The sequence below is a fragment of the Acinetobacter sp. TG2027 genome, from assembly GCF_000302435.1.
In the GTDB taxonomy this organism is placed as follows: domain Bacteria; phylum Pseudomonadota; class Gammaproteobacteria; order Pseudomonadales; family Moraxellaceae; genus Acinetobacter; species Acinetobacter pittii.
Map to the genome: position 1 here is coordinate 24020 of NZ_AMJN01000008.1, position 14284 is coordinate 38303.

At 37.5% G+C, this 14284-nt stretch carries 14 protein-coding genes; 8 read left to right on the top strand and 6 right to left on the bottom strand.

Annotation, left to right across the window (positions count from 1 at the left end):
* Positions 1-216: 216 nt before the first annotated feature.
* The 6 genes from rpoD to B806_RS0103195 all read left to right on the top strand — a co-directional run bounded on the left by rpoD (position 217) and on the right by B806_RS0103195 (position 6796).
* Positions 217-2103 (top strand): RNA polymerase sigma factor RpoD, encoded by a 1887-nt coding sequence (gene rpoD, locus B806_RS0103170; protein ID WP_017386750.1) that lies wholly within the window; start codon positions 217-219, stop codon positions 2101-2103.
* Between the two features lie 97 nt (positions 2104-2200).
* The gene (locus B806_RS0103175) at positions 2201-2488 is read left to right on the top strand and encodes a DUF493 domain-containing protein (RefSeq protein WP_002116017.1); all 288 of its coding nucleotides are present in this window, start codon (positions 2201-2203) and stop codon (positions 2486-2488) included.
* Between the two features lie 202 nt (positions 2489-2690).
* Positions 2691-3344 (top strand): lipoyl(octanoyl) transferase LipB, encoded by a 654-nt coding sequence (gene lipB, locus B806_RS0103180; RefSeq protein WP_005064548.1) that lies wholly within the window; start codon positions 2691-2693, stop codon positions 3342-3344.
* 81 nt (positions 3345-3425) lie between these two features.
* A complete protein-coding gene (locus tag B806_RS0103185; RefSeq protein ID WP_005072911.1) occupies positions 3426-3959 on the top strand; it encodes a hypothetical protein in 534 nt (177 codons plus the stop codon).
* Between the two features lies 1 nt (position 3960).
* A complete protein-coding gene (locus tag B806_RS0103190; protein ID WP_017386748.1) occupies positions 3961-5145 on the top strand; it encodes an iron-containing alcohol dehydrogenase in 1185 nt (394 codons plus the stop codon).
* Between the two features lie 265 nt (positions 5146-5410).
* The gene (locus B806_RS0103195; protein WP_017402608.1) at positions 5411-6796 is read left to right on the top strand and encodes an APC family permease; all 1386 of its coding nucleotides are present in this window, start codon (positions 5411-5413) and stop codon (positions 6794-6796) included.
* A gap of 37 nt (positions 6797-6833) precedes the next feature.
* On the opposite strand, the gene B806_RS0103200 is transcribed toward B806_RS0103195, so the two are convergent.
* Positions 6834-7394 (bottom strand): flavodoxin family protein, encoded by a 561-nt coding sequence (locus tag B806_RS0103200; protein WP_017386746.1) that lies wholly within the window; start codon positions 7392-7394, stop codon positions 6834-6836.
* 116 nt (positions 7395-7510) lie between these two features.
* On the opposite strand from B806_RS0103200, the gene B806_RS0103205 reads away from it, so the two are divergent.
* Positions 7511-7891, top strand: coding sequence for a helix-turn-helix domain-containing protein (locus B806_RS0103205; protein ID WP_002116344.1), 381 nt, complete (start codon positions 7511-7513; stop codon positions 7889-7891).
* Between the two features lie 43 nt (positions 7892-7934).
* Here B806_RS0103205 and B806_RS0103210 read toward each other — a convergent pair whose 3' ends face one another.
* From B806_RS0103210 to B806_RS0103220, 3 genes are all read right to left on the bottom strand, one after another.
* Positions 7935-8567 (bottom strand): hypothetical protein, encoded by a 633-nt coding sequence (locus B806_RS0103210; protein WP_079381128.1) that lies wholly within the window; start codon positions 8565-8567, stop codon positions 7935-7937.
* A gap of 16 nt (positions 8568-8583) precedes the next feature.
* Positions 8584-9393 carry a DUF6502 family protein gene (locus tag B806_RS0103215; protein ID WP_017400190.1) on the bottom strand — a complete coding sequence of 270 codons (810 nt, stop codon included), beginning with the start codon at positions 9391-9393 and terminating at the stop codon, positions 8584-8586.
* An 85-nt stretch (positions 9394-9478) separates the two neighbouring features.
* On the bottom strand, positions 9479-10669 hold the full coding sequence (locus B806_RS0103220) for a cupin-like domain-containing protein (protein WP_017386743.1): 1191 nt from the start codon (positions 10667-10669) through the stop codon (positions 9479-9481).
* A gap of 101 nt (positions 10670-10770) precedes the next feature.
* Here B806_RS0103220 and B806_RS0103225 point away from each other — a divergent pair, with 101 nt between their 5' ends.
* On the top strand, positions 10771-12294 hold the full coding sequence (locus B806_RS0103225; RefSeq protein WP_031944656.1) for a PT dipeptide repeat lipoprotein: 1524 nt from the start codon (positions 10771-10773) through the stop codon (positions 12292-12294).
* 60 nt (positions 12295-12354) lie between these two features.
* On the opposite strand, the gene B806_RS0103230 is transcribed toward B806_RS0103225, so the two are convergent.
* Both B806_RS0103230 and cysG read right to left on the bottom strand, forming a co-directional pair.
* Positions 12355-12828: a tRNA (cytidine(34)-2'-O)-methyltransferase gene (locus B806_RS0103230; RefSeq protein WP_002116042.1), complete on the bottom strand. Its 474-nt coding sequence runs from the start codon at positions 12826-12828 to the stop codon at positions 12355-12357.
* 43 nt (positions 12829-12871) lie between these two features.
* Entirely contained in the window at positions 12872-14245 is a 1374-nt protein-coding gene (gene cysG / locus B806_RS0103235) for a siroheme synthase CysG (RefSeq protein ID WP_017386319.1), read from the bottom strand.
* Between the last annotated feature and the right edge of the window lie 39 nt (positions 14246-14284).

Here is a 14284-nt window from a genome sequence, read left to right on the forward strand (position 1 = left end):
AAGCTGAACTATTTTTTTGATCAAAAATAAATTCTATGATTTTTTCGATGATTTAAGCTTGAAAAAAATGATTTTATCCCAATATTCAAAAAACAGACGTGAATTCAAAGATATTTTTTATTTAACGGTTACTGATCAAAGCCAAAACATTTCAAGCAAATTGTGCTATCATGCACGGTTTTTCACTGCCACAGATTCAACAAAGAGTAAGCAAAGATGAGCGATATGCATTCCCCTACTTCTCAAGTAGCGGCTCTGATTAGCCGAGGCAAAGAACAAGGTTACTTAACTTACGCTGAGGTTAACGATCATCTGCCGGACTCGATTACTGAAAGCGAACAGATTGAAGACATTATTCAAATGCTTCAAGACGTTGGTATTCCTGTACACGAGCGTGCACCTGAATCTGACGATACCATGTTCGGTGAGTCGGCTGACGCAACTGATGAGGTTGCTGAAGAAGAAGCTGCTGCCGTACTTGCATCGGTTGAAAATGAGCCTGGACGTACGACAGACCCTGTACGTATGTACATGCGTGAAATGGGTACAGTTGAGCTGTTAACCCGTGAAGGTGAAATCAGCATTGCCAAACGTATTGAAGAAGGTATCCGTGATGTCCTTAATTCAATTGCTTACTGGCCAAATGCTGTTGAAGTTGTATTAAAAGAATATAATGATTTTTTAACTGGCGAACGCCGTCTTGCAGATATTTTATCAGGCTACCTCGATCCTGAAACTGATGAAGATATTCCAGAAGTTTTAGAAGAAGTTGAAGAACTTGAAGAAGAAGACGAATCATCTTCAAAATCAACCAAAGAAGTTAAGCTTGATGATGACGATGAAGAAGAAGAGTCTGAAGGTGATGATGACTCTGAAGGCGATTCAGGTCCAGACCCTGAGGTTGCAAAAGTTCGTTTTACTGAACTAGAAGCTGCTTGGGCTAAAACAAAAGCTGTTGTTGAAAAACATGGTCGTAACAGTCCAGAGGCTGAAGACGCTTTAGAAGCTTTAGCTACTGTGTTCATGATGTTTAAATTTACACCACGTTTATTTGACATCATCTCTGAAATGATTCGTGGTACACATGAGCAAATTCGTGCCAATGAGCGTGAAATCATGCGTTATGCAGTACGTCGTGGTCGTATGGACCGTACTCAATTCCGTACATCTTTCCCTAAACAAGAATCTAATCCAGCTTGGTTAGATGAACAAATTGCTAAAGCACCTGCTGAAATCAAGGCGCATTTAGAAAAAGTTCGTCCAGATGTTTTAGCATTCCAGCAAAAGATTGCAGATATTGAGAAAGAGCTGAGTTTAAGCGTTGCTGAGATTAAAGATATCTCTAAACGTATGGCAATTGGCGAAGCGAAAGCACGTCGTGCCAAGAAAGAAATGGTAGAAGCCAACCTCCGTTTGGTAATTTCGATTGCGAAGAAATATACCAACCGTGGTTTACAGTTCCTTGACTTGATTCAAGAAGGGAACATTGGTTTGATGAAAGCTGTAGACAAGTTTGAATACCGTCGTGGTTATAAATTTTCGACTTATGCAACTTGGTGGATTCGTCAGGCGATTACTCGTTCGATTGCCGATCAGGCTCGTACAATCCGTATTCCAGTACACATGATTGAAACGATTAACAAGATCAACCGTGTATCTCGTCAATTGTTACAAGAAATGGGCCGTGAACCAACACCTGAAGAATTAGGTGAACGTTTAGAAATGGATGAAGTTAAGGTTCGTAAAGTACTTAAAATTGCTAAAGAACCGATTTCAATGGAAACACCTATTGGTGATGATGAAGATTCACATCTTGGGGATTTCATTGAAGATCAAAACATCACTTCTCCAATTGATGCTGCGACTTCAGAAGGCTTAAAAGAAGCAACTCGTGAAGTATTGGAAAACTTAACTGAACGTGAAGCAAAAGTATTGAAGATGCGTTTTGGTATTGATATGCCAACCGATCACACACTTGAAGAAGTTGGTAAACAATTTGACGTAACACGTGAACGTATCCGTCAGATTGAAGCGAAAGCATTACGTAAATTACGCCACCCTTCTCGTTCTGAACACTTACGTTCTTTCTTGGAAAATGACTAAGTTTTGAAAGCTTGAAATTTCAAAACCAAGCCCCATTTAATAGAAAGAGCTATAAACGCCTGCGATGATGCAGGCGTTTCAAATCATGAGGTAACTTATGTTAGACCGCACTCCATCTCGCGAACTACAAGAACATCTTTGGGTATTTCCGATGGATTATCCAATTAAACTTATTGGCGATGCGGGTGAAGAATTACGTGTTGCTGTAGTTGATATTTTGGTAAAACATTTTCCAGACTTCGACCACTCAACATTAAAAGTTCAAGAATCTCGCACTGGCAAGTATCATTCTTTAACCGCACAATTGCGCTTTGAAGAATTAGAACAAGTTCATGCACTTTATGCTGACTTGGCTGCTTGTCCGCAGATTAGAACTGCGCTTTAATTTTAAGTTCTTCAATAAATACCACAGTCAAGCATTCTTACTGTGGTATTTTTTTGGAAATTTTAAAATCTCCCTACCACGAAAAACCTTACAAATATTTAGAATTCCTTTTATAAAATCCTTTAAAATTACAAGGTTTTCGGCTTTTATCTAGTAGATATTAACTGGGCGCCGCATAAACTAATTATAGGAAGAGATTATGATGAGCCTTGATAAACCTAACTTAATCATTCGGCAATGGAACGATTTACAAGATTATCAAAGCAAGTTTGAAACCATGAAACTCTTAACAAATGAGCGAGATCAAGATACGCCTGATGAGTTATGGTTACTTCAACATCATAATGTTTTAACTCAAGGTCAAGCTGGTAAACCTGAACACATCCTAATTTCATCAGATATTCCTGTAGTGCAAACTGACCGTGGTGGACAAGTGACTTGGCATGGACCCGGTCAACTTGTTGCTTACTTCATGTTTGATCTTAATCGTCTAAAATGGAACGTACGAACATTGGTCAGTTTTGCTGAACAATTCATGATAGATGTTTTAAAAAAATACGGAATTGAAGCGTATGCTAAGCCTGATGCACCAGGAGTATATGTAGATGGCCGTAAGATCGGTTCCTTAGGTTTTAAAATTCGTCGTGGTCGTAGCTACCATGGGTTAGCGCTAAATCTAGACTGTGCCCTAGATGGGTTCCAGACGATCAATCCTTGTGGCTACGCTGGTTTAGAAATGGTGCGTATACAAGATTTGGTGACTCCTTATCCATCATTCACTCAACTTTGCCAAGACTTTATTGAGTATATTAAGAACACTGGATACTTTAATGACCCAGAAGTCAAAACTGAATAAATCGCTTTGCGATGAAATAAAAATGGATTAGAGTAATTACTCTAAATTTGCTTTTGCATAATTTTAACAAGGGATACGCGAGTGATTTCGACAAAAGCTGTAAAGCCTACTCTGCAACTTGCCTACGTTAAGCTCATGATGGATGTTGTTGGTCGTGGCTTAGTCATGGCAAGTCAAGTGGACACTGAAATACAAGAGGAAGTATCTAAATTTCCTGTTCACTTTGTACTTTCAATGAATGTTTTCCCAAATGGACCAGCATTTTTTGCTCGAGTCACAGAAGACAAACAGTTAGAGCTACTCAAAAGAGCTGAAAGAAAGCCAGACTTAACTATTACATTCAAACATGTAACTCATGCCTTTTTAGTATTTTCTTTTCAAGAAAGTACTGCCCAAGCATTTGCGAATGACCGAATGATTGCTGATGGTGATGTATCTGCTGCCATTCGCTTAGTACGCTGTCTAAATAAAATGGAATCTCTTATTTTACCTAAATTGGTTGCATCTCTTGCAGTCAAAGAATACCCAACCGAACTCACCCTAAAAGAAAAATTCAACGAAGCTGCAAATATTTACTTAAAAGTAGCTAAGTCCTATTTCAAGCGGAGCGCATAACATGGCTAAACCATATTACGAATTCTTTTGTCCTGTAAAAGTCATTGCCGGTAATGCTGCGTTAGAACATATTCCGTTTGAACTTGCGACTTTAGGTGCAAAACGCCCGCTCATCATTACAGATAAAGGGGTGCGCGCAAATGGCTTACTCAACCCGATTGAAGCTGCATTCAGCACAACCGATGCTGTCATTGGTCATGTGTTTGATGATGTTCCACCAGACTCAAGTTTAGAAGTCGTTCGTCTTGCCGCAGAAGCTTATCGTAAGAACAAATGCGATGCGATTATTGCCGTAGGTGGTGGTTCAGTTATCGATACCTCTAAAGCAACTAACATTTTAGTGTCTGAAGGTGGAGATGACTTACTTCAATATTCTGGTGCACACAACCTACCAAAACCATTAAAACCATTTTTCGTAATTCCGACTACATCAGGTACGGGATCTGAAGTGACTATGGTTGCCGTGGTTTCAGATACGCAAAAGAATGTTAAATTGGCATTTGCTTCTTATTACTTAATGCCACATGCAGCGATTTTAGATCCACGCATGACACTTACATTACCACCTCATTTAACTGCTATGACAGGTATGGATGCCTTAACACATTGTGTTGAAGCATATACATGTATGGCTGCCAATCCACTCAGCGATGCTTATGCAAGTGCTGGAATTAAAAAGATTAGTGAAAACCTATTTAATGTCCTAGAAAACCCAAATGACTCACAAGGTCGATTAGAACTAGCACAAGCCTCTACAATGGCAGGTATTGCATTCTCAAACTCAATGGTAGGCCTTGTACATTCCTTAGGTCATGCTTTAGGTGCTGTTGCTCACCTGCCCCACGGTTTATGCATGAATTTATTCTTACCGTATGTGCTTGAATATAATAAGCAGGTAAATGGCCAAAAAATTGGTGAATTACTATTGCCATTAGCTGGTGCTGATATCTATGCACAAACTCCAGCAACTCAACGTGCAGACAGAGCGATTGCAACAATTTTGGCAATGCGTGATCGTTTATTTACCTTAACCAAGTTACCACGTACTTTACGTGAAACTGGCAAAGTAACTGAAGCACAGCTCGATGAAGTTGCAGAAAAAGCACTAAATGACGGCTCAATTATTTACAACCCTAAAGAAGCAAGCCTAAAAGATATCCGAGAGATCTTACAAAAGGCATGGTAATTCCATAAGTTAAACTCGAGACTTAAATCTAAGGACCTGATTTTTATATAAAAACAGGTCCTTTTTATCACTGTGAATTTTTATTCATCTTTTTATTTGGAAATATGGCAAAAAATTTGCTAAAAAATCGATGAAAGTACTGACAATTTGCATCAATTTAGGATAGATTGGCGCACTTTATCTTTTTCTGTAGGGGGGATCGTTCGTCTCAAACGATCCTTAACACCAAGCTGATCCTTGATCAACGATTATGAGGATAACGCCGTTGACAAATTTATCTGGGACTAAACCAACAGCTAAACTTCAAAAGAATCTTGTGCTTTGGCACATTATTATTATTGGTTTAGCTTATATTCAGCCATTAACGTTATTCGATACTTTTGGTTTAGTATCAGAGCGAAGTGGCGGTCATGTACCAACTTCCTACATTTTTGCATTAGTCGCAATTTTATTAACATCGATCAGTTATGGACATATGATTAAGCGCTACCCTTCTTCTGGGTCAGCTTATACGTATGCTCAAAAATCAATTCATCCTAATGTTGGTTTTATGGTGGGTTGGTCTTCTTGGTTAGACTATTTACTGTCACCGCTTGTTAATATTATTTTGGCAGATATTTATCTAAGAGCTCTTTTTCCAGAGGTAAATAACTGGTTATGGGTGATTGGTTTAACCACCCTAATGACTGTTATTAACTTATTTGGTGCACGATTTGTCGCACGCTTTAACAGTACAATCGTTATTATTCAGCTTGGCGTAATTTTTTATTTCGTTTATCAGGTATACATTTTACTCACTCAAGGTGTATATGCAGATGGAACTTTAAATCCAGATAAAGCTGCCTTGTGGTCATTAGCTCCTTTTTGGAACGACATGACATCCGTAAGTGCTTTAATTGCTGGTGCAACTGTACTCTGCTTCTCTTTCACAGGGTTTGATGCCTTATCTTCTCTTGCTGAAGAAACAAAAGATGCAGAGAAAACGCTTCCAAAAGCTATTTTTACGACAGCATTACTTGCAGGTATTATTTTCATTGTAAGTACTTACTTCATCCAATTATATTTCCCTAGTAACCCAAATACTTACTTTAATCCTCTGGATGAATCACAGCCTGTGATGGTTGCTGCGATTGGTAGTATTGCATTTAAAACTTTGGTTTTATATTTTGCTGTAATTGCTGTTATGGCATCAGGTATTTCTGCCCATGCTGGTGTATCTCGTTTAATGTATGTAATGGGACGTGACGGCGTAATCAATAAGAAATTATTTGGTCATATTAGTCCAAAATTGCATACTCCAACTTACAACATTCTTATTGTAGGTGTAGTTGCTTTATCTGCTGGTTTCTTAGATCTTGAGCATATTGTCAACTTGATTAGTTTTGGTGCTTTAACCGCTTTTAGTTTTGTTAACTTCTCTGTTATTTCTCGCTATGCATTAAGAGATGGCAAAAACAAAACGTTTAAAGACATTATCAACTATATTGTTATACCAACACTTGGTTTTGCCAGTGTGTTTATGATGTGGCTAGAAATTGATAAGCTTGCCTTACAAATTGGCTTAGCTTGGGCCGTTATCGGTGTAGGTTATTTGGCCTACAAAACCAAAGGTTTCAAATATAATGCTCCACAGCATAATGAACACGAATAATAAAAAAGGCGCTTAAAGCGCCTTTTTTATGGTCAAATTAACCAAAAATTTTGTTCACAATATTTTGTACACGTTGAGCATAGAGTTTCGCTGTTTCAAGGTCTCCAACAGGAACTTCCTCTACACTTGCATCAGAAGGCGATTGAACTAAAAGTCCAACTGAACCACCTAAGTTATTTACATCTTCACGTGTTGCATCTTTTGTATTCGCTGGTAATAAACCAAGGCTTACCCAAATTCCACCATGTTGCGATGCTAAAGTCTGTAATTGAATAAGAGTAACCTGCTTATCCCCATTTAAGCTCGCGCTGTTTGTGAAGCCTGCAAATACTTTATCTTGCCACCCACGTGTAAACCAAACTTTTGAAGTTGCATCAGCAAACTTTTTAAATTGCCATGGTGCTGTACCCATATAAGTCGGAGCACCAAAAACAATCCCCTTCGCATCATTTAATGTCTGCCAATCTTGCTCAGTAATATTACCTTCTTGATCAATTTGGATGAGCTGAGCATTAATTTCGTTTGCAAAAGTTTCAGCCACTACTTTAGTGTGGCCATAACCAGAGAAATATACAACCGCGATATTAGAGTTAGACATGGGAGCAAACCTTTGTTTTATTAAATTCCACTTTATGATATATTTTAGAAACTAGGTGTCAATTAGTTACTTACTGGTAACTATGGTAATTTTTAAGAAATTAGCAGGTAAATAGTATGAATGAATGTCTAAAATATAATGTTTTTCAACAACATTGCCCTGCTCGTTTATTTTTTGAAAAAATTGCAGATAAGTGGGTTTTATTAATTTTAAATGTGCTTGAAGAGGAAACTCAGCACTTCAACTTGCTAAAAAAGAATATTCAAGGTATTTCGCCTAAAGTCTTATCACAAAAGTTAAAAATGCTGGAAAGAGACGGTTTTATTGAGCGTAAAATTCAGAATACTTCTCCTATTCGTGTTGATTACTCACTCACTTCTCTGGGGCAAAATGTCGCTTCAATGGCGTTCCAATTAAAGGAATGGGCCGAAACCAATATTGAACAGGTTTTAGCAGCCCAAATGACTTATGATGAAAAAGTGCTAGAGCAAGCTTAACTCATACTTCCTTTAAAATTTTATCGCTCATGAGTGGCTAAACTTAATTAATTTTAATCGGCTCAGGTGGTGCACTTATTTTAAAATGGATAGTTAAAGGTTCACATTGCTTTAACTCTTGATCATTCTTCAAATAAGTGCTTTCTAGACCATATTTCCAAGTACCATTCATGACGTCAAATGCTGGATAATTGACAATAAAAGTTTTGGTTTCATCTGGTAGATATTCGTAAGTTTGAATCTCTTTACACTCATTTTCTGGATAGGAGCGCTTCGTGTTTCCAAGTAAATAGAGTTCTAAAGGTACATAACACGCAGGTTGTTTTTCTTGTATTTTCTCTAATCCCTTATTAGTTTGAGTAATCTTCAAAGCAATTGTGCCGTTTAGAGTTAACTGCTGTGCATATTTAAAAACAGTTTCTTTTTCTATGGGTTCACGCGTTACATTATTGAGAAACTGTAGTTTGCGATGTAAGCCATTACAGTCATCTTCAACAGGTGCAGGCAACCAAATTTCATTATCTTTTGAGTCTCCTTTCTCTCCATCGGCCGGTGTTTCAAAATCACCCGGTTTACCAGGTTTAGTCGGATATCCTGATCCCCCTAAACTTGCACCACCTGCGAATAAATCCTCTCCACAAGCGGTTAAAAGACCACCTGTCAAAATGAAGCTCATGGATATTATTAATTTTTTATAAGTTGTTTTCGTCATATTGATAAGCTCCGAAACGGAAAGTTTTTGTTGCACCCTCTTTTCCTTCATCGAGTGCACAACGTTCAATAGCTAATTTAAGTACTTGTAGTGATAAATCTTCCCATAAACGTAAACTTGCTTCTTTAAGTATAGTGATCGATTCATCTGTTAGTTCATCAGCAAAAATTGCTTGTTCTAAATAGGGTTCTTTTTCGGGCTGAAATAAATTATGAACTCCTGCAGCTAAATGTGCTTCTAAGTTATTTGTTAATAATTTTCGAACCTCGAATTGCTCAACATCAGGCATAAAACTACGCTGCTGCAACATCACAAGGCCATCTTCTTCTTTCACAATATTTAGGCGTTCGAGTTCATTCAAAATAGATCTTGGATGCTTTTCAGTTGAGAATTTCTTTACTAAATTTTCAAAACTAACCTGATCATTACTTACAAATGGAATTTTTTCTGCCAATCCCTCTGCAAGCCACAAACCAATCACCCGAGCAGGAACACTTACTGGCTCTGCTACTTTGGCCTCTGTTAAAGGCTGTCCAGCCTGCATTGCCTTTTTAAATGCATTTACGTCTTTGCGATGTAACCCTGAAAGTAAACTGACTGCTGAATCAGTTGGCTTTTGCTCTATACGCTCTAGCTCACTTAAAGCCTGTTGATAGAAAACAGGTTTTAAAGCAGTTACAAAGTCGTTATATCCCACTCCTGAACGAATTAACCATTGCGTCAGGTATTCCATTAACATTAATACCTGCTTTTGATTAAGTTCTGCATTGTTCGTTTGGAGTGTGGTCATAGAGTAACAATTTTCCTTCATATTTGAAAAACAGTATGGGCCGAGCAATTGTCACACTGAACGGTTTAAGATGCAATTTTCATTCTTAGACCTCTTTGGGAAACCGATCTACATAATGATTTGGTGCATTAAAATGGGTAAAAGAAATACTAATTGAGACATCCAAACTTTCTACGCTATGCCACCAACCAATCGGGATGAATAGAGCTTCCCCTGCATTCAAAATACATTCAACAGGAGTAATTGATTTTGCTAAAGGATATTTTTCAAAATCAATTTTATTTGTATCACTCAACTCACTAAATACCCAATGATCGTTATATAGATGAGGAACTTGCAATGCAGGAATTAAAGTTACTTTTTTGCTCCCATAAATTTGAACTAACATATTATTCGTTAAATCATGATGTAAAGGTGTAAATGTTCCTTTAGGTCCAAACCATAAAAAACTACGGTCATCCTTTAAAGCCAAATCACAGTAACCATCTGCAAAATCATCTATATCTGAAAATAATTCTTGAAGCATCTGATGACTATTTGATGCATTATTTGCAGTCATATAAAAATCGTTACTAGCATCAACTGACATAACTTTTGATACAAACTCTGCCATCTTCATTTTTTGTTTTAATGATGGAGAATGTCTTTCAAACTGTTCATCTAAATTTCTATTCATCTGAACCTCAACTAAATGATGGCCAAATTTAGAAGCAAAATATTGCGGAGACCATTTGTGCAAAGCTGGCCAATGTTCTATTCCTTTTTTTAAAATCACAGGGCGATGTTGACTATAGTAATCCTTTATAAAACCAGAGAACCGTGGAGCAGTAATTGAAGGAATTTCTTTACTATAGTCAGAGTTTAGCTGTGCTAATTGATCTACAGTTTCTATTAACCATTCACGTTTTTTAAGTTGATGATGCTTTTTCTTCAAAATTTTATATAACTTATTATTTTCTAAATTATTTAAATATTCTTTTACTTTTAAACCATCATGCCCCTGCTCTATTAATATTTTTATAATTTCCGAAGACGTTACCTCATTTAAAACTTGTTCAATTATCCACTCTTGATAGTGATCAGATAAAGTCTGAAATTTCAAATCATTCATTTCAAATCTTGGTTCAAATCCATTTGCTTTTAATACATCAACTAATTGTTCAACTCCACACCCTTTTTCTAAGTTTTCTTCAAGCCAGTTTTTCCACTCTAATGGCAACTGGTCAAACCATTTTTGGCTTTGTTCGAATATTTCAATTTGATTATAAGCTGCCATGTTGAACCTTTTTTCAAATTTGATCTTTACAACTGCATTATAATTGATCTATTTTAAAAATGTTAAATTTTCACATTTTTAATAAAAAAAGGGTTCATGTGATGAATAACATACTAAAAGGAAGCAGCATTGCTTTGATTTTTATAGCTTTAAGTGGTTGCGGATCTGATGATAACGATTCGGAACCGACACCGACACCGACACCAACACCAACACCAACACCAACACCAACACCAACACCAACACCAACACCAACAAGTGTAGCGGATCGCTTTGTTGGAAGTTGGTTAGCAGGCAAAGGAGGTTGTATTAACGGCTCTGCTCTAAAAATGAATGTCATTAAGGTTTCTGATAACAGCGTGCGATTTGCCAGTGAAACAGTACGTTATGAGAATGAATCGAACTGTACAGGTAACATTGTTGCAAGTTACCGCCAAGCTGAAGATTTTAGTCTGGTTTCAAATATTGGAGCACCTCAGACAGTACAAACCTCAAGCTATAACAAAGTAGATTGGCAGCTTGTAGTAGCAGGAAAGCTAACGCAGAAACAGCCAGCTATTCTAGGGTTTAAAAATGCAAACCAATTCTGTTTAGTTCCTACAGATGAACCAAATGCGATACATAATTATTTGCAGCAAGCAAACTTTGATCTCACAAATACCTGCTTCACAAAAACAACTCCACCAGCAAGCATGCAAAAGCCAACTCAAGTATTGGCAACAGCAAGTTTTAGACTAGGAGATAATAAGGAATCTTGGGCAGACGTATTAAGTCAACTTAATGATCAAGGACGCCAAGGCTACGCTCTTCTCACCCCATCTATAAGATTAGATAATCCGGATGGAAGCTTTGCGCTGTATAAAAATTTATATGTTAAAAACAATAAATCCACTGACACATACACCTATAAAACAGTTGATGTTAAAACTAATTCAGTAGCAAATCGTTATTTACTATGGGTGAATGAGTTAAATAAACAAGGTAGCTTAGGCTATATATATAAGCTTTCATTTGGTGAGGTTACATCTGATACAGATAAATATTTATTTGTGAAAAATGATAAGAAACCAGCAACATATTCTTATTCTAATCGCTTCTTAACCAACACTTCTCGCACAAGTATTCTAAATGCCTTCAATGAACTTGGTGCACAAGGTTGTAAGCTAATTTACGCAAATTCAGAATTCACTAATAATGGCACAACGAATGGAACCTTCTATGTACCTACTTGCGTAAATAGCAGTACCCATAACGGAACCTATGCATATCGTTATTTTGAAGTTCCACAACATATTCCTTTCAACAAGGATGATGCAATTAAACTTGAAAAACTTCTTAAAGAACAAGCGGCTGAAGGTTATAGATTAGTTGACGCGAACAATAACCTAGGCTTCTTTAATATTGATGGTTATCTATTTGAGCGCGACAGTGAAAATACAGGACCTATTGAATATAAAGTATTTATTGAAGATGCTGCATCCGAAACAGATGAGCCTTATATCTTTGAAAATCGGATTCAAGACCAAGGTACATTAGGCTGGTTCTTTGCAGTTCGACTTGGATCGGTCTATACCAACTCACCAACAAATTATGATTTAGCAAGTGGTGTTGTTTTCCCTAAATAAGACATCTAAAAACAAATAAGGCCACGACTGTGGCCTTATTTTTATTTAAAAACTATTAACTTATCCTAAGTTTTTAAAACCCTGCTGACGCCATGCTTCATAAACAATCACAGCCGTTGCATTAGATAAATTTAAACTTCTTGAGTTTTCAGCCATTGGCAAACGAATCCACTGTTCTTGTGGAAACATCAAGCGAACATGCTCAGGCAAACCACGTGTTTCTGGTCCCATCAGTAAAGCCACAGGTCGATTCAAATCAACTGTATGTGGAGTTGCAGAACCTTTAGTGGTGAGTGGAAAAACATGCTCAACCCCTTTAGCTTTCAAGTCGGCAAGGCAAAGTTCTATGTTGTCCCAAATTTGCATACGTGCCCATTCATGATAATCAAGGCCTGCTCGTTTGAGCTTTTTATCATCTAGCTCGAAACCCAAAGGCTTAACTAGATGTAACTGTGCACCAGTATTAGCACATAGACGAATGATATTGCCTGTATTGGCAGGAATTTCAGGCTCGTATAGGACAACATGAATCACAAATTTTCTCGACTTTAATGACCAACAATAAACTCAAATGAACTTATTGCCATTTTAACTGTTCACGTAAATTCACCACTTCACCAATAATGGTTAAAGTCGGTGCTACGATATGATGTTCAGACACTTTTGTTGCAATATCAGCTAGTGTTCCAACTACAACTTTCTGGTCTGGTGTGGTTCCCTTAGAGATTAAAGCTACCGGCATATCAGCACGTTGGCCATGAGCAATAAGTTGCTCACAAATACGCTCCAAACCAACTAGCCCCATATATAAAACCAAAGTTTGATTTTCATAAACCAACTCATTCCAAGGAAGTTCAGGTGAACCTTCCTTTAAATGCCCAGTCAAGAAACGAACACTTTGTGCATAATCACGATGTGTTAATGGGATACCCGCATAAGCTGAACAGCCTGATGCTGCTGTTATACCTGGTACAACTTGGAAAGTGACATTCGCCTCAACGAGCTCTTGAATCTCTTCACCACCACGCCCAAAGATAAATGGATCACCACCCTTTAAACGACAAACACGCTTTCCTTTTTGAGCATATTCAACCAGTAAAGCATTAATACCATCTTGGGGAACGGAGTGATTTGAACGGGCTTTACCGACATAAATTTTAGTCGCATCACGACGGCAAAGCTCTAAAATGGGCGCAGAAACAAGACGATCATAAATCACAACATCAGCTTGCTGCATAAGACGTAATGCTTTTAGTGTCAGTAACTCTGGATCACCTGGTCCAGCACCTACCAAATAAACTTCACCTTTAGGAGCAGTCCATTCTGTTAAGGCTTGCTGAATCAAACCATTTGCAACTTCTAAATTGTCATTAAAAACTTGTTCTTTCAATGGGCTAGCATAGAGGTTTTCCCAAAAAATCCGACGCTCATCTGGATTGGGAATTTTTTCTTTTACCTGCTTACGCCACTGACCAGAAAACTCAGCCAACTTACCCATGCCATGCGGAACAATTGTTTCTATTTGAGTACGAAGCTGTCTTGATAGAACTGGTGATGCACCATTTGAAGCGACAGAAATAATTAACGGAGAACGATCAATAATAGCTGGAACCATAAAGCGACAATGTGGAATATCATCAACACTATTGACCAATAAATTACGCACTTCACATTGTTCAAAAACAGCTTTATTCACTTGCGCATCATTAGTTGCAGCAATCACTAATCGATATGGTGTATTTAATATTTTTTCAGCAAAGGACTCGGCAAAATACTCTCCGCCTGTCGTTTTGACTAACTGTAAAAGCTGCTCTTCAATTGCAGGAGCAATAATATCGATTACTGCTCCCGCCTTGGCTAAAAGGTTTGCTTTGCGCAATGCAATATGCCCACCACCTACAATCAGACAATGTTGCTGTTGCAACTTTAAAGAGATTGGAAAAATATCCACCTTAAACCTCTACATTAATCATCTGATTTGGGTTAAGCA